Origin of the sequence: Campylobacter sp. CCUG 57310 (assembly GCF_013201975.1) — a bacterium.
GTDB classification, from domain to species: domain Bacteria; phylum Campylobacterota; class Campylobacteria; order Campylobacterales; family Campylobacteraceae; genus Campylobacter_A; species Campylobacter_A canis.
The window spans coordinates 428,462-446,824 of sequence record NZ_CP053845.1 but is presented as its reverse complement, the minus strand read 5'-3'; the positions used below and the strand labels follow the sequence as shown (position 1 = coordinate 446,824).

The 18,363-nt window shown below is 37.4% G+C and carries 20 protein-coding genes; 15 read left to right on the top strand and 5 right to left on the bottom strand.

What is annotated here, in order from left to right:
- Nucleotides 1-38 precede the first annotated feature (38 nt).
- Together CORI_RS02250 and nusA are read right to left on the bottom strand one after the other, a co-directional pair.
- The gene (locus tag CORI_RS02250; protein ID WP_173031908.1) at nucleotides 39-1,859 is read right to left on the bottom strand and encodes a DNA polymerase III subunit gamma/tau; all 1,821 of its coding nucleotides are present in this window, start codon (nucleotides 1,857-1,859) and stop codon (nucleotides 39-41) included.
- 306 nt (nucleotides 1,860-2,165) lie between these two features.
- The gene (gene nusA / locus CORI_RS02245; RefSeq protein WP_169940006.1) at nucleotides 2,166-3,272 is read right to left on the bottom strand and encodes a transcription termination factor NusA; all 1,107 of its coding nucleotides are present in this window, start codon (nucleotides 3,270-3,272) and stop codon (nucleotides 2,166-2,168) included.
- Nucleotides 3,273-3,417: 145 nt separating this feature from the next.
- Here nusA and CORI_RS02240 point away from each other — a divergent pair, with 145 nt between their 5' ends.
- From CORI_RS02240 to CORI_RS02210, 7 genes are read left to right on the top strand one after another with little or no spacing between them, the layout of a single operon-like run.
- Nucleotides 3,418-3,660 carry an HP0268 family nuclease gene (locus tag CORI_RS02240; protein WP_169940004.1) on the top strand — a complete coding sequence of 81 codons (243 nt, stop codon included), beginning with the start codon at nucleotides 3,418-3,420 and terminating at the stop codon, nucleotides 3,658-3,660.
- Nucleotides 3,657-4,970: a tRNA (N6-isopentenyl adenosine(37)-C2)-methylthiotransferase MiaB gene (gene miaB / locus CORI_RS02235; protein ID WP_301952206.1), complete on the top strand. Its 1,314-nt coding sequence runs from the start codon at nucleotides 3,657-3,659 to the stop codon at nucleotides 4,968-4,970. Before CORI_RS02240 ends, miaB begins: the two co-directional genes overlap by 4 nt.
- The gene (locus CORI_RS02230; protein WP_173030632.1) at nucleotides 4,951-5,586 is read left to right on the top strand and encodes a lysophospholipid acyltransferase family protein; all 636 of its coding nucleotides are present in this window, start codon (nucleotides 4,951-4,953) and stop codon (nucleotides 5,584-5,586) included. The genes miaB and CORI_RS02230 overlap by 20 nt, the downstream gene beginning before the upstream one ends.
- Complete coding sequence (locus tag CORI_RS02225; protein WP_173030631.1) at nucleotides 5,579-6,031, top strand: hypothetical protein; 453 nt, start codon at nucleotides 5,579-5,581, stop codon at nucleotides 6,029-6,031. Before CORI_RS02230 ends, CORI_RS02225 begins: the two co-directional genes overlap by 8 nt.
- A 55-nt stretch (nucleotides 6,032-6,086) precedes the next feature.
- Nucleotides 6,087-7,097, top strand: coding sequence for a hypothetical protein (locus CORI_RS02220; protein WP_173030630.1), 1,011 nt, complete (start codon nucleotides 6,087-6,089; stop codon nucleotides 7,095-7,097).
- On the top strand, nucleotides 7,097-7,621 hold the full coding sequence (locus tag CORI_RS02215; RefSeq protein WP_173031907.1) for a hypothetical protein: 525 nt from the start codon (nucleotides 7,097-7,099) through the stop codon (nucleotides 7,619-7,621). The genes CORI_RS02220 and CORI_RS02215 overlap by 1 nt, the downstream gene beginning before the upstream one ends.
- A complete protein-coding gene (locus CORI_RS02210) occupies nucleotides 7,614-8,141 on the top strand; it encodes a hypothetical protein (protein ID WP_173030629.1) in 528 nt (175 codons plus the stop codon). The genes CORI_RS02215 and CORI_RS02210 overlap by 8 nt, the downstream gene beginning before the upstream one ends.
- Nucleotides 8,142-8,151: 10 nt before the next feature.
- Here CORI_RS02210 and tilS read toward each other — a convergent pair whose 3' ends face one another.
- Genes tilS through panC form a run of 3 tightly spaced genes read right to left on the bottom strand, consistent with a single transcriptional unit; the run spans nucleotide 8,152 to nucleotide 11,297 of the window.
- Entirely contained in the window at nucleotides 8,152-9,150 is a 999-nt protein-coding gene (tilS, locus tag CORI_RS02205; protein WP_173030628.1) for a tRNA lysidine(34) synthetase TilS, read from the bottom strand.
- Nucleotides 9,143-10,474, bottom strand: coding sequence for a 30S ribosomal protein S12 methylthiotransferase RimO (gene rimO / locus CORI_RS02200; protein ID WP_173030627.1), 1,332 nt, complete (start codon nucleotides 10,472-10,474; stop codon nucleotides 9,143-9,145). Before rimO ends, tilS begins: the two co-directional genes overlap by 8 nt.
- Before the next feature lies 1 nt (nucleotide 10,475).
- Nucleotides 10,476-11,297, bottom strand: coding sequence for a pantoate--beta-alanine ligase (gene panC / locus CORI_RS02195; RefSeq protein ID WP_169939988.1), 822 nt, complete (start codon nucleotides 11,295-11,297; stop codon nucleotides 10,476-10,478).
- Between the two features lie 118 nt (nucleotides 11,298-11,415).
- Here panC and prfB point away from each other — a divergent pair, with 118 nt between their 5' ends.
- The 8 genes from prfB (at nucleotide 11,416) to CORI_RS02155 (ending at nucleotide 18,271) form a co-directional block, all read left to right on the top strand.
- Complete coding sequence (prfB, locus tag CORI_RS02190) at nucleotides 11,416-12,516, top strand: peptide chain release factor 2 (protein WP_172200116.1); 1,101 nt, start codon at nucleotides 11,416-11,418, stop codon at nucleotides 12,514-12,516.
- A gap of 21 nt (nucleotides 12,517-12,537) precedes the next feature.
- Nucleotides 12,538-12,855, top strand: coding sequence for a type II secretion system protein (locus CORI_RS02185; protein ID WP_172200043.1), 318 nt, complete (start codon nucleotides 12,538-12,540; stop codon nucleotides 12,853-12,855).
- A gap of 83 nt (nucleotides 12,856-12,938) precedes the next feature.
- On the top strand, nucleotides 12,939-13,562 hold the full coding sequence (locus tag CORI_RS02180; protein WP_173030626.1) for a tetratricopeptide repeat protein: 624 nt from the start codon (nucleotides 12,939-12,941) through the stop codon (nucleotides 13,560-13,562).
- 271 nt (nucleotides 13,563-13,833) lie between these two features.
- Nucleotides 13,834-14,262 (top strand): TonB-system energizer ExbB, encoded by a 429-nt coding sequence (gene exbB / locus CORI_RS02175; RefSeq protein ID WP_169939982.1) that lies wholly within the window; start codon nucleotides 13,834-13,836, stop codon nucleotides 14,260-14,262.
- Nucleotides 14,249-14,629, top strand: a complete 381-nt coding sequence (exbD, locus tag CORI_RS02170; protein WP_173030625.1) for a TonB system transport protein ExbD — start codon at nucleotides 14,249-14,251, stop codon at nucleotides 14,627-14,629. Before exbB ends, exbD begins: the two co-directional genes overlap by 14 nt.
- On the top strand, nucleotides 14,595-15,437 hold the full coding sequence (locus tag CORI_RS02165) for an energy transducer TonB (RefSeq protein WP_173030624.1): 843 nt from the start codon (nucleotides 14,595-14,597) through the stop codon (nucleotides 15,435-15,437). The genes exbD and CORI_RS02165 overlap by 35 nt, the downstream gene beginning before the upstream one ends.
- A 61-nt stretch (nucleotides 15,438-15,498) precedes the next feature.
- Nucleotides 15,499-16,050 carry a gamma-glutamylcyclotransferase gene (locus tag CORI_RS02160; RefSeq protein ID WP_173030623.1) on the top strand — a complete coding sequence of 184 codons (552 nt, stop codon included), beginning with the start codon at nucleotides 15,499-15,501 and terminating at the stop codon, nucleotides 16,048-16,050.
- Between the two features lies 1 nt (nucleotide 16,051).
- A complete protein-coding gene (locus tag CORI_RS02155) occupies nucleotides 16,052-18,271 on the top strand; it encodes a lipopolysaccharide assembly protein LapB (protein WP_173030622.1) in 2,220 nt (739 codons plus the stop codon).
- The last annotated feature ends 92 nt before the right edge of the window (nucleotides 18,272-18,363 follow it).

Genomic DNA, 18,363 nt, shown 5'->3' with positions numbered 1-18,363 from the left:
GAGTCTTTTAAAGCTCAAATTTTAGCTTTCTTTTTTTATTAGCCCAAATTTAAAATTTCAGGTTCGCCAAAAAGCCTATGTGCCTCTTTTAATATAGCTTGGTTTTTAGCGTTTTGCAACTCTTCGGGCGATTTTGACTCAGTTGATTCCGGCTTAAGCATAGTAGAATCGTCTATCTTGACCTTTACTTCGGGAATTTCGCTTGGCTTACTTGTATCCTTGCTTTGCTCTTCAATCTTTTCAAGCTCCATATCAAGCAAAGCCATATCATCAACCACAATGCCTGAATCGGTTTGAAATTTTAGCGAATAAGCGGTAGTAAAATCCTCGGTATTATCTCTTTTATCGCCAAGATAAGGCTTAAAATTTGACTGAAACTCTTGACTTGGCTCGGCTAAATTCGGACTTGAAATTTGCTCCATATCTTGCCTAGCTCTAGCCATATCGCTCTTGGATAAATTCGCTTCGTTTTTATCGTCTATTTTAGGCTGAATTTCTTTTGGGGCAATCTTAATCTTTGCCTCTGAACCAAAATTCGCACGTAAAATTTCCATTATAACTTTTGAGCTGGAGCGCAATTTTTCTTGGTTGACTCCACTTGCATTTGAAGAAAGGCTCAAGCAGTTATCTTTAAACTCCAAAAATTCAATGCACTCCTTAAAGCACTCTCCAAGTGAGTAATCTCTATCGTAAATTTTATCCAAAAACAGTTCATACGGGCTTTTTGATACCATTTTAGCAGCTGTATTTACTTGAGCCTTTTGAGCCTGCTTAGCTGTAGGAGAGCTTAAATTTAAGCCCTGCTCTTTTAGCTCAAAATTTCCTATCATGTCGTCAATAGGCTTTAAATTTATCGCTTCCATCATCATAAAAAGCATTATGCTAAGCACGAAACCGTTATCGCTACTTACGCTAAGCATGCTCTTGGCTTCGGATAAAATTCTAAAAAATCTCTCGTATAAAAGCAGTGAATATTTGTTGCTTCCGCTTAAAAAATTCTCTTTTAAATTTGCGATTAATTCATCAATTATCATCTCTCCGTCATAGCTCTCAATCTCGCTTACGAGCCTGCTCATCGCTGCTCTATCGCCACTCATCACGACTTGCATAATCTCTTCGATACGTGCAGGATCTAGTAGCCCAAGCATATCGGCAACCACGCTTTGAGTGATCTTTGCGTGCGAATAAACAATAGCTTGATCAAGCAAAGTAAGCGTATCACGAAGCGAACCGGACCCGCTGCGAGCGAGAATTTCTACAGCCTCGCTCTCATACTCCACACCCTCTTTACTCAGGATAAATTCAAGATGCTTGATGATGTTTTGCTTTGAAATTTGCTTAAATCTAAAATGCTGAGTGCGCGAAAGCACGGTAGCGGGAAGCTTAAGCGGATCGGTTGTAGCAAGGATAAATTTCACATAGCTTGGAGGTTCTTCAAGCGTCTTTAAAAGCGCATTAAAGGCTTCGCGAGTGAGCATATGCACCTCGTCTATGATAAAAATTTTATACCGCGCCGCCGCAGGGGCGTATTTCGTCTGCTCGATAAGCTCTCTGATGTCGTCTATCTTTCTGTGGCTTGCCGCGTCCATCTCGATGATATCGATGTGGCGAGACTCGTTAGCCATGACGCAATGAGCGCACTTTTCACACGGCTTTGAAGTAGGTCCGTTCTCGCAAACTAGCGCCTTTGAAAAAATTCTAGCGCTTGAAGTCTTACCGCTTCCGCGAAGACCCGAAAACAGATACGCATGAGTTAGGCGATTTTCACTAAGTGCGTGAGTTAGGCTTTTGCTTACCGATTCTTGTCCGATAAGTTCGTCGAAATTTCGGGGGCGATATCTAAGTGCGAGTGCTTGCAACACAAATTTTCCTTAATTTTAAATTTCTAGATTGTAGCCGTTTTTGCATAAATTTTTAATATAGTGAAATTTTTGGATATAATCGCGAAAATTCAAAAAATAAGGGAAATAAATGAAAAAAGTATTGCTTGTATCGATGATATTTTTAGCTGGATTTTTACTAAGCGGCTGTGAGAGAAACGACTACCAACATCCGCTTCACAGATCTACTAAAAATAAATAATTTAGTTTAAATTTACGCTATTTTAACTAGCAAATTTACTCTTCGGCAAAGCTGTTTTTAGCCTTGCCGAATCGAATTTCAACCTACAAATCACCAAACAGAGCCTTGAGATCTTTCATGCTCTCTTCTTTATCTTCGGTTGCTTTCACGCTGCCAAGCTCGACAAGCTCGATTTCAAATCCGCTGAGCATGCTTGCTAAACGTATGTTTATACCGCTCTTGCCGATTGCCTTGCTCTTTTGCTCGCTTGCGATAGTTACGACGGCTTTTTTCTCATCAACGATCTTAACGGCACTTATTATAGCAGGCGCCATCGCTCGAGTTATAAGGATAGTCGGCTCACTTGAAAACTCTATCGCGTCTATGTTTTCTCCGTTTAGCTCTTTTGTCACGGCATTTATGCGCACGCCTTTAGTGCCGACCGTTGCGCCCACGGGATCTACGTTTGGAGTTGTTGAGATAAGTGCGACTTTTGCTCTTTCACCCGGAATTCTAGCGCTTGCGGCGATCAATACAAGTCCATCTTTGATCTCTGGGACTTCGGCTTTTAAAAGAGCTTCTAAAAATTTTGGAGATGTCCTGCTAAGCTCAACTCTAATGCCTTGAGATTTATCTATATACACGCTTTTAATAACCGCTTTTACGACGTTTCCGACTCTAAATTTCTCACCTTTGATACGGTTTTTACGTGGCATAACGGCACGAATTTCATCTATCTCTATAAATGTATTTTCTTCGCTATCTACGCGAGTAACGGTTCCAAATACCATTTGCCCTATCATGTCTTGATATTTTTGGAAAATTTTCTCTTCCATTAGGCGCTGTATGTGGTATTCAAGCTCTTTATGAAGCGTTTGAGCAGCAGTTCTGCCTAGATTATCAGTGCTTAGCTCATAAGTAAGCTCATCTCCTACCTCAACCCCGCTATCTATCTTTTTAGCCTCATCCAAGCTTAAAAAATGCTCGTTATCCTCTTGCAAACGCTCATCGTCATTAGCCACTATCGTGATTTTTTGATACAAACGAAGCGAGCGACTTGCGCTGTCTATAACGACATCATATTCGTAATTTTCGCCATAAACGCGCTTGGCCGTATTTACAAGAGCCCTTATAACGCGCTCTTTTACGTCCTCTATTTCTAAACCTTTTTCGTTTGCTATTGACTCTATGATATCTGCTATCTTTTCCACTATATCTCCAAATAATAAATTTCACGGGATTTTATCTGCGTAGATTCGTATTATATAAAATATATACTTTTAATAAGTTTAATAGCCATTTTATGATATTTTTGATATATTAATAGATTACGAAACAGAACTTTAAGGATAAAAGATGGAGCTAAAACTAGCCAGAAACGAGATTGACGCGAAACCAAAGACAATTTCGCTCGATAAGATCGAAGCCGCAGTTTCCAAAGATGGACAGAAAATTTTTTATTTCGATAAAGACAATAGCCACAAGCAGCTAATCGCCCTAATAGAGCATTTTGAAGAAAAAGGGCTAAGTGTATATCACAGAACGGTCAAATACGGACTTGACGAGAACGACTACATGTATGAGGTTCATATTCTTTGAGTAACGCTACGCAAAAAAAGCTCTTCATACAGACATTAGGTTGTGCTATGAATGTGCGCGATAGCGAGCATATCATCGCAGAACTTAAGCAAAAAGAGGACTACGAGCTAACAGATAAGATGGAGGATGCCGATCTTATCCTTATAAACACCTGCTCGGTTCGCGAAAAGCCCGTGCATAAGCTATTTAGCGAAGTTGGGAGCTTTGAAAAAGCCAAAAAAAGCGGAGCTAAAATTGGAGTATGCGGTTGCACGGCAAGTCATCTTGGAAGTGAAATTTTTAAGCGCGCCCCTTATGTGGATTTCGTTTTAGGTGCAAGAAACGTAAGTAAAATTTCACAGGCCGTAAACACTCCGAAATTTATAAGCACGGACATAAATCACGACGAGAGCGAATACGCCTTTGGAGAATTTAGAAGCTCTCCTTATAAATCACACATAAACATCTCTATAGGCTGCGATAAGAAATGCACCTATTGTATCGTACCACACACCAGAGGCGACGAGATATCAATACCTGCAAATTTGATCTTAAGCGAAGTTAAAAAAGCAGCAGACGGTGGCGCTAAAGAGATATTTTTACTAGGACAAAACGTAAATAACTACGGCAAGCGCTTTTCAGCCTCGCACGAAAAGATGGATTTTAGCGATCTGCTCGTTAAGATAAGCGAGGTAAATGGGGTTGAGAGAATTCGATTTACCAGCCCTCACCCGCTTCATATGGATGATAAATTTTTAGAAGTTTTTGTAAATAATCCCAAAATTTGCAAATCCATGCACATGCCGCTTCAAAGCGGTAATACAAAAGTTCTTCGCGAGATGAAGCGAGGATATACTAAAGAGTGGTTTTTAGACCGCGCACTTAAACTTCGCTCGATGTGTCCTGATGTAAGCATAAGCACCGATATCATCGTGGCTTTCCCCGGTGAAACGGACGCTGATTTTGAAGATACGATGGATGTGCTTGAGCGTGTTAGATTTGAGCAAATTTTTAGCTTTAAGTACTCCCCTCGCCCTCTTACAAAAGCGGCGGAATTTACAAATCAAATTCCAGACAACATCGCCTCGGCTCGTTTAACAAGGCTTCAAAGCAGGCATAATGAAATTTTAGACGAGATAACAGCCTCTCAAAAAGATAAAATTTTAGAGGTTTATTTTGAAGAACTAAGAGCAAACGGCGCAGTTGCCGGAAGAAGCTTTAATAATTTCTTGGTTCAAGTAGATGGCAGCGAAGAGCTACTTGGCAAAACACTAAAAGTAAAAATCACAAATCCAAAAAGAATGGTTCTTTATGGCGAGTTGGTGGGCTAAATTTAAAAGAGCGCTCTTTATAAATTTCACCACTTACGCCATATATTTTCTTATTTGGCTCATATTTTTAACCTGCAAAAAGACCTACTCCAAGACAAATTTACAAAATTCTCCGTGCGTCGTGCTCTTTTGGCATGGGCGCATAGCCATGATGAGCTTTGCCTACTTGCACTGGTGGAGCAAATTTAAAAGGCACGGCAAAGTAATTATCAGCGATCATAAAGACGGCGAGATAATCGCAAGAGTGATTAAATTTTTTGGCATAGGAACCATCAGGGGAAGTAGCTCAAAAGGCGGTGCAAAGGCTCTTATAAACGCCTTTAAAGAGATAAAATCTGGCAATGACGTGATAATCACTCCCGACGGACCAAGAGGCCCACGCCACAGCGTAGCGGACGGAGCCGTGATAATAGCTCAAAAGCAAAATGTAAATATCCAAATTTTAAACTATGAGGCGAGTAAATTTTGGCAATTTAAAAGCTGGGATAAGATGATATTGCCAAAGCCGTTTTCAACTATAAATTTTACTCTCTCAGAGTCTTTTAGCGTTGCTAATTTAAGCCTTGAAGACGCTAAAAATTTGATAAAAAAGAAAATGAGAACCGGCGATGAATAGTAAATTTTTTATAGTAGTTTTAGCAACTGCGATCATAGTCGCTTCTTGGGCGTTCTTTGCCACAAACGGCTCGTATCAGGACGCTTTGCAGTCTAAATTTTATTACCAAATCGGCAATTATCAAAAAGCTTATGAGTTAGCACAAAAAGCTTACGAAAAAGACATCTATAACAAGATGGCAAATACGGTGATGAAGCAAAGCCAAATCGCACTCAAATACACAAAATACATAGAGGAAGCAAATAGTTATTTAGAGCAAATTTTAAACATAAGCAAGGCTAAAGAGATTGGCAAAGCAGACACCAACCGTATCCGCATAATGTGCGAGATCGTAATAGACGGATATGATAGGTTAAAGCCTTCAACTCTAACGCCAAAAGATATCCAAGATGAAGCAAAAAATATGCGAGATAAATTTGTAAAGCTTAAAGAAGAGCTGTTTTAATTGCAATTAATGCCAATTTTAGGTAAGATAAAGCACTATAAATTTTAGGAGAATTATGTCGTTTTCTATTCGCCGTTTTTTTAGTATCTTATATCTTAGCGTAGTTATAGAGGCTAAACAGTGTCTATTTTACGGTAAAGTTATGAGAGGCGGCAAAGTGATAAAGACCGTTGAAGCCAAATTTGATAACGATGATGAAAACAACATAAACGATAAGATAATCAGCTACCTAAAAAGACAGCAAAAAGAGTACAAATGGCTTTATTTGGCGCTATTTTTTGACTCTTTAAGACAAGGCGCTCTTCCTTGCAGAAGCGATGATGATTTTAAGAAATTTGGTATAGATCTTAAGGGTATTGGTTATACAAAAGTAGATAAAAACTGGTATGTATACGCTGATCTTATCGATATTGCCGAGGCTAAAGCCAAATTTAAAAATATCGGGGTCGATCTTATCTTTTCGCCGATAGCTTTGCTTCATAAGATGATACTTCAAAAAGGCTTAAGCGAAAAAAACACCCTTTATATCTACAATCACAAAGACTCTTTTGCGCTTTGCATAGCTTCTCACTCGGAGCTTAAATTCGGAGCTTTTGCCAAGACAACCGATACAGTAGCTTCTATCGGTGAAGAGGCTGGAGAATTTGATAAAGAAAGTATCGATGATATCGATGATTTTATAGCCGAAGTTGATAGTAGTTTTGAGAGTTTAGACAGTCTTGATAGCCTTGATGACCTTGTTAAAACACAAGGAAACGAAGAAGATTTTGCCGATTTGGATTATGATATCAATATGCCAAATTCAAGCGACGTAACGGTATCCGTGTCTATATTTGGCAGAGATATGAGTATGTATCAATACATAACTTCGGCCCTAAGGGAATTTTATTCAAATCCGCTTTATGAGAGCGATTTTATCGAGCAAATTATCATATTTGACAACGCTAAAACAAGCGCAACATTCCTACACTTCCTGGAAACGGAGTTGCTCGTTGAAACTTCGATATATCCGATAAATACACTTAAACTAATGACCGAACTTATGATAGACGAGGCGGGAATATGATGTATAGCTATAGCCTGATTAAACCTCTTAAAAAGCCTATTTTTAGCCTATTTAGTAAAATTTGGATCTCTCTTATCGGTATTGTGTTTTTGCTTTTGGCATCGCTAAATTTATTTCTTGTTTTTAAAAACCATATGCTTGAACAAAGTATCGTTTCAGCTAAGCAAACTTACGAGCAAATTTCAAGCGATATCGCCCAAAACGATGTGGTTACCGCAAAATTGCAAGAGCAACGCGACTTGGCAAATGAAATTTTTGCCTCAAACACTATACTAAAACAAAGCCTAAACAACCTTTTTGACCTGGTTCCTGATAGCATTACTCTTAATGAAGTAGTGATGGACAAAAACTCGCTTATCATAAAAGGCGTTACACCGAACAAAGATACTTACAATATGCTTTTACTGGCACCGCTCAAATCAATTTTTAGCACGTCAAACACGACATTTTATCAGCTTAAAAACGGCTGGCTAAATTTCATAAGCACAAACAAAATCGACAACTCGGAAGGTTACAATGAGTAAAGATACAAGCCTAGAAGAGATCGATATAGCAAAGCTTTTAATCTATATGCTGGTATTTGTGATAGTTTGCCTGGTGATGATCTTTGCTTTTATCGTGCCAAATATCAAAGAGTATCGCGAGATAAATTTACAAAATCGCTCTCAAACTGCAAGCGTAACCAAAATCAATCAAATTTATAACGCTAAAAACGCAAATTTAAATGATATGAAAGAAAAACAAAGGCTTGTATTTAAGGCTTTTGAAACCAAATTCGACAAGGCAAATTTCAGCGCTTTTGCAAGTAAATTTTTTAGCGAAGTAAAGCTTGCCGAAGTTCCGCCAAAAGACACTAATGAGAAGTTTTTAAGATACGAGCTAGAAGTTACGACATCACTTCAAACTCCGAGTAAATTCTATGATTTTATAGATGCGCTTGCCAAATACGACAATATAATAAAAGTAGATTTCCCTATAAACATGCGCGGACAAGAGGATAAAATCCATACGACTTTTAACATCAAAGTTTACGGACAACGCTAAATTTAAGCTTTCAGTAGGCTAAAATATCTTTTAATTTATTTAGGTCAAAATCTCTACTAAAAAGATAAGGTCTTACTACTTTAGGCACTCTTAACACCCTGCAAGCCTCTTTAAATTTCTTATCCATAACGGCTTTTACAAATGGCGATATAAAGATAAAATTTTGCGTGTACCCTACCGATATTTTACCGCTTACAACTAAATCTGCTCGGGATTTTAGGCATCTGGCACACTCTTTTCTTTGAGCTTCACTCATCACTACGCCTAAAATTTTACACACCCTATCAATCCCGCGAATTACGTTTATATCGTTTTTAACCAGATAAAAATTCTCAAAAACATATAAAATTTCAGGCTCTAAAATTTCTTTATCTTTTTGTAAAAGCTCAAAGCTTTTTGCCACTCCGCGGGCAAAATTATGCAAAAACGGCTCGCTAAATTTAGCTCTAAAATTGTTGCGAGTAAAGTCGCTTTGCAAATTTGTCTCATCGACAAAATACCTAAGCTTGCGCTCTTGCAAAAACTCTAAAAGCTGTTTTTTGCTTACAGCCAAAAGCGGTCTAATGAGATTAAAATTCGCTCTTTTTTCAAAAGAACTCATGCCAAGAAGCTCACTTAACCCCGCTCCCTTGCTAAGCTGCATCAAAAACCACTCGAATTTATCATCAAGCTGATGAGCTAAAATCAAATTCGTATAGCCAAATTCCTTACAAATTCGCTCAAAAAACTTATATCTAACTTCTCTTGCCCTGCACTCAAAACTTGCGCCCTCAAGTTTAACGCTAAGCTCAAAAATCTGCTTTGCGAATTTTAAAGCCAGCTCTTTAGCGCTTGCTATCTCTTGCTTACTTTGAGCTCTTAAGTTATAATCAACAATCGCGATATCAAATTTAACCCCCGCATCCTCAAGTAGATAAAAAAGAGCCGTGCTATCAACTCCGTGCGAAAAAGCAAGTAAATTCTTACCGCTTTTTAGAGTTTCAAGCTCGGCAAGGCTGATATCAGGCATGCTTTATGACACGGGCAAGTAGAGTTTTATCCACGACTTCGCTTACTTCACACTCATAAAGACCGCCCGTTTCAAGCTCTTGTATGTCGCTTTCGTTTATAAGAATTTCACCGTCTATGTCTTTATCCCAAATGAGCTTTTTAGCGCCATAAAACATCTCTCCCTCGCTGCTTATGCCGTCTATTGAGACTAAAATTCGCTTGCCTTGCTCATTTGCAAAACTCTCTTTTATTGCGCTGTTTATGATCTTTTCTATCTTTGAGAGGCGAGTTTGTATTGTTTTTGCAGGGATTTGCTCCATCTCATAAGCCAAAGTATCCTCTTCGCAAGAATAGGCAAAAGCTGAAATTCTATCAAATTTAAATTCGCTTAAAAATTCGCAAAGCTCTTTAAAGTCAGCCTCACTTTCTCCCGGATGTCCTACGATGACGCCCGTTCTTAAAAACGAATTTTCAGCTTGCCTCATCATAGTTAAAAGCTCTTTTATACGCTTTGCGCCGCTTCCTCTTCTCATCACTTTTAACATCTTCTCGCTGATATGCTGAATAGGCATATCAAAGTAGTTATGAAATACCGGTGAAGCGATAATACGACGTATGAGCGCGTCTGAAGTGGTGCTTGGATAAAGATATAAAATTCTAGCCGACTTTACTCCGCTTATCTTTTCAATCGCGTCTATAAGCTTAATAAGCCCGTCGCTAACGGCTTGATCTCTCATATAAGAGCTTGAATCCTGACTTAAAAAGCTAAAATCATAATACCCCTTTGCGACCAGCTTTTTTACCTCATCTGCGATATTTTCAAGAGCGCGCGACTTTAGCTTACCTTTAAAGGTAGGTATAGCGCAAAAGCTGCATTTTTGATTACAGCCTTCTGAAATTTTGATGTAGGCGTGGTAGTTTGAGCCTGTTATAACGCGTTCTTCGTTAGTTTGCAGGTAAGTAGATGGGCTAAATAAATTTTGCTTTTTAAGTATTATCTCATCGATCTTGTCATAGTCCCCAACTCCCGTAAAAAGATCCACCTCGGGAAGCTCTTTCATAAGCTCCTCGCGATATCTTTGCATCAAACAGCCCGTAACAACAAGCAAAGAGTCCTTTTTGCGCGCTTCATGCATTCTAAGTATGGCGCTTATACTCTCTTCTTTGGCAGAATCGATAAATCCGCAAGTATTTACTATGATAACATCCGCATGTCCGATATCATCGGTTATAGCATAGCTTTTAAGCCTGCCTAACATTATTTCGCTATCTACTAAATTTTTATTACAGCCAAGCGAGATAAGGTGAAGCTGTTTTTGATTTTTTGTATTTAAATTTTGCATTTTATACCCATAAATTATCGATTAAACGAGTTTTGCCTACATAAGCCGCGATTAAAATTATGCTATTTTTTAGCTCAACTCTTGGAATTTCATGAAAGCTTCTATCAACGATCGCTACATAATCCACCTTAAGAGGTCTTAGAATTTCAAGCATCTGCTCTTTTATCTCTTTAGCTCCAAAATGCTTCATTTTAATCAAATTTGAAGCGTGCATAAGAGATGATGAAAGCTTAAGAGCGGCTTCTTTTTCATCTTCGTTTAAATAAGCATTGCGCGAAGAAAGCGCAAGTCCTTTATTGTCTCTTACAATCTCGCAAGGAACTATCTCTAAATTCATAAAATTGGTAGCGACCATGTTTTGCACTATTGCAAGCTGCTGAGCGTCCTTTTTGCCAAAATAAGCTCTTTTTGCGCAAGTTATATTAAATAGCTTATTTAGCACTCTTAAAACTCCGTCAAAGTGCCCCGGTCTTGTAGCGCCTTCTAAAATAGAAGCTAAATTTTCAGGTGCGCTGATAAGAGGTTCGTGTTTAAAATAAAGTTGATTTGCCGTAGGAATAAACATCACATCAACTCCGCACTGCTTGCAAATCTCAATATCTCTAGCCTCGTTTCTAGGATACGCATCCAAATCCTCGCCCGGTAAAAACTGAGTCGGATTTACAAACGTAGAAACGATAGAAATTTCATTTTCGCTTATGCATCTTTTAATAAGGCTTATATGCCCGTCGTGCAGCGCCCCCATGGTAGGCACGAAACCGATTTCGGGATTTACCAAATTTATAAATTCTCTTAATTCATTAACGGTTCTAAATATTTGCATCTTATATTTCTACCTTAATCTTAAAATTCGCCAATTATATCAAAATTTTATCTTTTAAAAATTAAGCTTTAACCAAATATGTTATAATCACGCAAAAAACATAAATTTGGAGATAAATTTGGACAACTACGAATACACCGAACTTCTTAAAAAACTTGAAACCAAAACCAACAATATCGCCCTTATAATCAAACCAAACGAGATAGAAAAACGCCTTGAAGCCATAAGCGAACTTGAAAACGATCCAAGTTTTTGGCAAGATATCACGCGCGCAGGACAAATCGGCAAAGAAAAGACTAAAATAACAAATATACTCGCAAAATTTAAAGAGGCCAAAAACGCGCTTACCGACACAAGAGATCTTTACGATCTTGCAAATTTAGAAAATGACGAAGAGACGCTAAATTCGCTCTACGAAGATGCAGACGCACTTGAAGAAAAAATAGTAAATTTAGAAATTTCAATGCTACTTAGCGGCGAAGACGATAACAAAAACGCTATCGTTACCATCCATCCTGGCGCAGGAGGCACTGAGAGTAACGACTGGGCGAGCATGTTATATCGTATGTATCTGCGCTTTTGCGAAAGAGAGGGCTTTAAGGTAGAAACACTTGATTTTCAAGAGGGCGATGAAGCGGGTCTTAAAGACGTAAGTTTCATAGTAAAAGGCGAAAACGCCTACGGCTACTTAAAGGCGGAAAACGGAATTCACCGACTTGTGCGAACAAGCCCGTTTGATAGTGCAGGACGCAGGCATACGAGCTTTACAAGCGTAATGGTAAGCCCTGAGATTGATGATGATATAGAGATACAAATCGATGAAAAAGATATCAAGATAGACACTTATAGAGCAAGCGGTGCCGGCGGTCAGCACGTAAACAAAACCGAAAGTGCAATTAGAATCACGCACTATCCGACAGGTATAGTCGTGCAGTGTCAAAACGATAGAAGCCAACATAAAAACAAAGCAACCGCTATGAAAATGCTAAAATCTCGCCTTTATGAGCTTGAGCTTATGAAGCAACAAGAAGCGAGCGCAAGTGTCGAAAAAAGCGAAATCGGCTGGGGTCATCAGATACGCTCTTACGTGCTTTTCCCGTATCAGCAAGTAAAGGACAACCGCTCAAATTTAGCCTACTCTCAGACTGACGCGATACTTGACGGAGATATAAAAAAGATAATTGAAGGCGTCTTAATAAGTCAAAAAAGCATAATGTAATAAATTTAAGAAAGGACAAAAATGGAGTTAGAAGCACTTCTTAACCAACTAAACTACGGCGTAAACGATACTACGCTAAATCAACTAAAAAGAGTTCTGAACAACTCAAGCGGAGTAAGCACGGAAGAGATAATTACTCTAAACGATCATTTAAAACCGCATCGTTGCTTTGTCGCTTTAAGCGGAAGCGAGGATTATTTTAAGATTAAAAATGTCGCAACTTCCGAAGAAATAAAGCAAGAAGTCGAAGAGATAATCCAAAAATGGGCGAGCAAGCACAAATTCTCCCTTAAAAAAGTAAATGATACAACGCATTATATATTAGGAAGAGTCGAGTGAATCTAACTGCGAATTTAATTTGCATAAAATATGAAATTTTAATAATTTACACAGATAAATTTTAATAAACAAAGGATAATCAAATGAAAAAATTGCTAATGTTTTTAGCCGCTTTATTTCTTGCAGGATGCGCTTCGTCATCTACGCCTAGTGCTCCAAGTATAAAAAACACATCGGTTGATACGGACTTTAACACTAGAGCGCTTGCTATACTAAAACCAAAATGCGATAGCGGAAATTTCTCGGCATGCAACGACTTGGCGCTGAGCTATCAAAATTTGCAAGATCATAAAACGGCATTTAATATCTATGAAAGAACTTGCAAAAGCGGACATCAAAAGGCTTGCACAAATTTAGCCAATATGTATATGTACGGAGATCAAATCGGACTAAAAAAAGACACTCAAAAAGCACTTGAAATTTATAAAAATTCATGCGTAAATCAGGGGGCTGATTCATGCTACTACTTGGGCGAATATTACCGTTCAGATGACGGCAAAGAATCAGACTTCGCAATGGCTTTTGACGCATACTCAAGAGGTTGTACGCTTGGAGATATGCCTTCTTGTACCAATATGGGAATTTTATACGAGCTTGGTCTTGGAACACAAAAAGATGAGTATAAAGCTCTTCAAATTTATAAATCGTCCTGCTTTAGCGGTGAAGTTTCAGGATGTGATAATATGAAGAGAATTCAAGGAAGATAAAAATAAAAGAGGGTTACTATACCCTCTTTTACTCCTCAAAATTTTTAATTTAAAATTTTATTTAACTATTTTTAATTATATTTTATACAAACTATTTCTTAAAATTAATTATTTTAAAAATATAAAAAATAATATAAATTAGAATTCAGTATTTTTAGTTTATGCTAAAAATGATATTTATTTTAAACAAATCGCCTATATTGCGATATATAATTGACAATAAATATCGTAATTGATATAATGCTTTTCTATTTTTAAAACAAGGTGTTAAATGGAATTTTTAAAAGCGAATGTGGATTACATCATCATAGCTATTTTAGGTTTTATGAGCTTTTTAGTTGTTTGGTTTACTATCGAACGTATAATATTTTACGCTAATGTCAAGCTTGAGAACTATAAAAAAGTTGAAGAATTTGAAGAAGCTCTTACAAAAAACCTTACAACGCTTTACATAGTCTATTCAAACGCTCCATATATAGGTCTTTTAGGCACGGTTGCAGGTATTATGATCACGTTTTATGATATGGGTATGAGCGGAGGAATTGATACCAAAAGCATCATGGTTGGACTATCTCTAGCCCTTAAGGCTACGGCTCTTGGGCTTATAGTGGCTATCCCTACGCTTATGCTTTATAACGGCTTTATGAGAAAGGTAGAAGTTTTAATCAATCGCTATAAGGCAAAATATGAGAATGCCTAAAAAAGAGGGCTTAAACGTAATTCCTCTGATAGATATCATGCTTGTGCTATTAGCCATAGTGCTAAGCGTTTCTACGTTCATCGCACAAGGAAACATACCTATTGATTTACCTAGTAGCGAAAGCGCGAAGACGGAGCAAGAGGATAATAAAATAGCCGTTATCATCAACAAAGACAATGAATTTTTTATTGATGATGAAAAGATCGCCGAGGATAATTTAAAAGAGAGATTAAGTGATATCGACGCAAAGACTTTGATTGAGTTAAAAAGCGACAAAAACAGCAAATTTGAGATGTTTGTAAAGGTTATTGATATCTTAAAAGAGAAAAATCATGAAAATTTCGCCATCACAACTCTCACTGAATAAAAAATCAAATCTAAGCGGACTTGCAGGATCTGCGCTATTTCACGCGATTTTAATAGTCGCCTTCATCAATCTTCCAACGCAAATCAAACCTAGCATGGAAGAAAGCATAAAAATAAGCCTAAAATCATTCAAGCCTCCGGCAGCACCTCTTCCTCCTGCACCACAACCGGCACCCGTACAAAGCCTGCCCGAGCCCATAGTAGTTCCCCCACCCCCAGAGCCTGTGATAATCCCTGAACCGGTTGTCGTACCACAGCCTGTAGTGGTGCCTGAGCCCGTTAAAAAAGTAGAGCCAAAACCGGTTGAAAAACCAAAACCTAAGCCAAAGCCTAAAAAAGTAGCAGAAAAAGTAGAGAAACCGGTTGAACCAATACCTGCCGAGCCTGTAGTTACGGCTGCAGTAGAGCCTGCTACACCTAAAGAAGTAGCGCAACCCTCAACTCCGGTATCCGCGCCCGTAACTACCGCCACAGACCAAAAAGCAAGCCCCGTCACCACTCAAACCGTAGGCGAATTTAGCTTTGCTACATCTGCGGGCGACGAGAGATTTGCCAAGATGCAAAGCGCTATCAAAAAACACCAAAAATACCCTAAAAGAGCTACTAAGATGAGACATCAAGGAGTCGTGGAAGTAAGTTTTTTCTTTAAAACAAACGGCACGGTAAGCGATGTAAAAGTAATCAAAAGCTCAGGATTTGATAGTCTTGACGAAGCTGCAATGGAAGCGATCAGAAAAGCTTCAAAAGAATTTCCGATACTTGAAAAAGACTACCTTATCAAAATTCCAATGGCATATAAACTCATATAAATTTATCTGCCTTAAATAACAAAAATGCAATAATAAAGCCATTAAATTCAAAGGCTTTATTATGTATATATTTGGCTTTGGCTCGCTAATAAATTTAAAAAGCGCACAAAAAAGTTTCAAGAGAATACTAACACAAGATGATCTAATTCCAATTAAAATAAAAGGCTACAGGCGCGTTTGGAATGCAGTTTCACATATAAATTTTGATAAAGAGCAGGTAAAAGGTGTGTTTTTAAATATCAAAGCAGACAAAAATAGCGAAATTTGGGGAGTGGCTATAAAGGTTAAAAATGACGAGCTTGAAGAGCTAAAGCTAAGAGAGAAAAACTACAGTCAAATTTGCATAAATAAAGAGCAAATTTTAGATGAAAATTTTAATGCAGAGCTAACGGCATTTATAACGACAAACGATAAATTTATAGCTCACAAAGGAGATAAAAATAGCTTTATACCGATAAAATACATAAACATAATAAAAGATGCGTTAGATAATTACGACGATGAATTTAAGCAGAATTTTGCCGAAATTTTAAAAGATTTTCCGTTTGAACTAAAAGATGGAGAATACACATTTACTGATAGCTTGCAAAACAAAGCGGCAAAAGGTAGCTAATATGCAAAATATCAAAATTCATACCCTAAATTTACAAAGCTCCAAGAGACAAAGAGTAGATGAAAGCTCAGTATTTAAAGATAAAAGCGGGCTTTACATAACATTTTGCAAGGACGACAGTCTTGATAAATTTATCCTGGACATAGCGTCTTTAAACAGAAAGAAAAAACTATTTTCAGCGCTTTTTATAAAAAGAATAATCTCTAAATTTATCTCTATCGCAGCGGTATTTTTCATACTTTTATCGCTTTTAGCGGTTAGTATTTATGAAGATTTTTTTAAAAAACTCATATTTGAAACTCCTTTAAAATTTAGCAACACAGAGATGATATCTCTTATCTTTGTAATTATTTTATTTCTTGGATTGCTGCTGCTTCCTCAGGCCTTTGACACCGAAGGAAACAGCATCAAAAACATCATAAACTCATGGTTGAACACCGACTCAAGAAGAGCCAAAAAGCTAAAGCTCACGCTTTTAAATTTTAGCCGCGAAACACAAATTCATCTTTACAACTTTGATTTAAAAAGAAGCGACGAGTGGCTTTGGAAAGTATTTGCAAAAGAGATTTTAAAGCGTTTTGAGAATGTAAATTTTTATATTAGAAGCGACAAAGTAGCCGATATCAAGAGAATTTTAACCGAGCTTGGCGTAAAAGAGATTCAAATTCATGAAAATAAGGCAAATTTTGACTCTAAAGACAAATTTGATTTTAGATTTATGTTCTCCCATAGAGAAAGTAAATTTTATGATTTAATGAGGCTTTGTTCGACATTTATAACCAAAAAACCCAACCAAAAGACCTATATCTCGCTTGAGCTTTTTGAATACTGCGGGAAGAATTTCTTTGAAGATAAACAAGCAGAAAATAGTTCAAAACTAATATTTGGATTTCAAAATTTCATAACAAGAAGCTTTAAGGATTTTGGATTTTTAGCACAGCAAAGATCTCTTCAGATATTTTTCACTCCTTGTGTAAGATATGATGACCTCAAAACGGAAGAGCGTGAACTAGCACAATACCTAAGAAACCACATAGAGCATTGCACCGATATTTTTGACAATCCGCTATCTCTTTTGATACTTTATCATTACACCAAAGATCTCGTGCTTGATCACAAAAGAAGTGTAAAAATTTTAGAAAAATTTATAAAAAAAGTAAAAGAAAAGCAGCATTACGAGCTTATAAATAGCTACTGGTTTGAGATAGCTGGCAAGATGTTTGACACAAACGACATAGAAAGCTTTGATAGCTCAAACGACTCAATCTACAGAAAGCTTAGTTTAAGTGCGCTTGATGATTTGGTATTTTTATTTAAACGAAACGGACAATTTAGAGAGGCTATCTTGCTAAACAGATACCTTTACGAGATCAATCCAAACAGATACGCTCTAAATATCAGCTCGCTTTATGAGCGAGCAGGAAAGCTAAAGGAAGCATACGAAAATTTCCCAAAAGAGCTAAATTTAGGAGCAAAGCCGTCTGATATAGAGGTAAGATACTACCAAAGAAAAGCGGCTTGGATAATAATCTCACAAAGAGACGAAGCGCTAAAAAATGAGGCTAAAGATATCTTAGGCAAGCTCGAAAAAATGCTGTTTTCGCATAGCGAAGACAATGAGCCTCTTTGGTTATGGCACTTTTATAACATCAAAGCAAATTTATACGAATGGGAAAATGACTTCGACGAGGCTATCAAATTTTATAAAAAATGCTTATTTGTGCCGGCTTTAGGTGCTTTTGAATACGGAGCAAGCTTTGTAAATATGGCTATCTCTTATAGACTCAAGTTTATATCACAAAATTTTAGCGATATAACAAGCATTGACACCGCTATAAAATTCGGCAAAATCGGGTTAAGCCTGAAGCAATCAGTAGGCGATAGGGATGAGCTTGCCATATCTTTGCACAATCTTTCGCTAAATATGCTTTATAAAATTTTAATTGATCCCAATGAAGATTTATACCAAGAAACACTAAATTTAGCAACTAGGGCGCTTGAAATTTTAGACGAAACGAACTCGGTTAAAAGGCTTGGGATAGTACTGGTTGAAAATTTCATTGCTTCATCTCTTTTAGCTCTTGATACTTCGCGTATCAAAACAAGACTGCAAGAGAGCTGCGGACACATAAGTGCTGACGAACTTGCTCAAATCAAGAGAATATATTTTGAATTTAGAAAAAACAACGCTATAGAAAAACTTGAATTTTTAGAAAGTTAGTTTATCGAAATTTGTGAGATGGCAAAAAATTTACTAGGCGAAATTCTTTGATAGTGATTTATTGTGGTTGTTTTGAGAATTCAAACATCAAA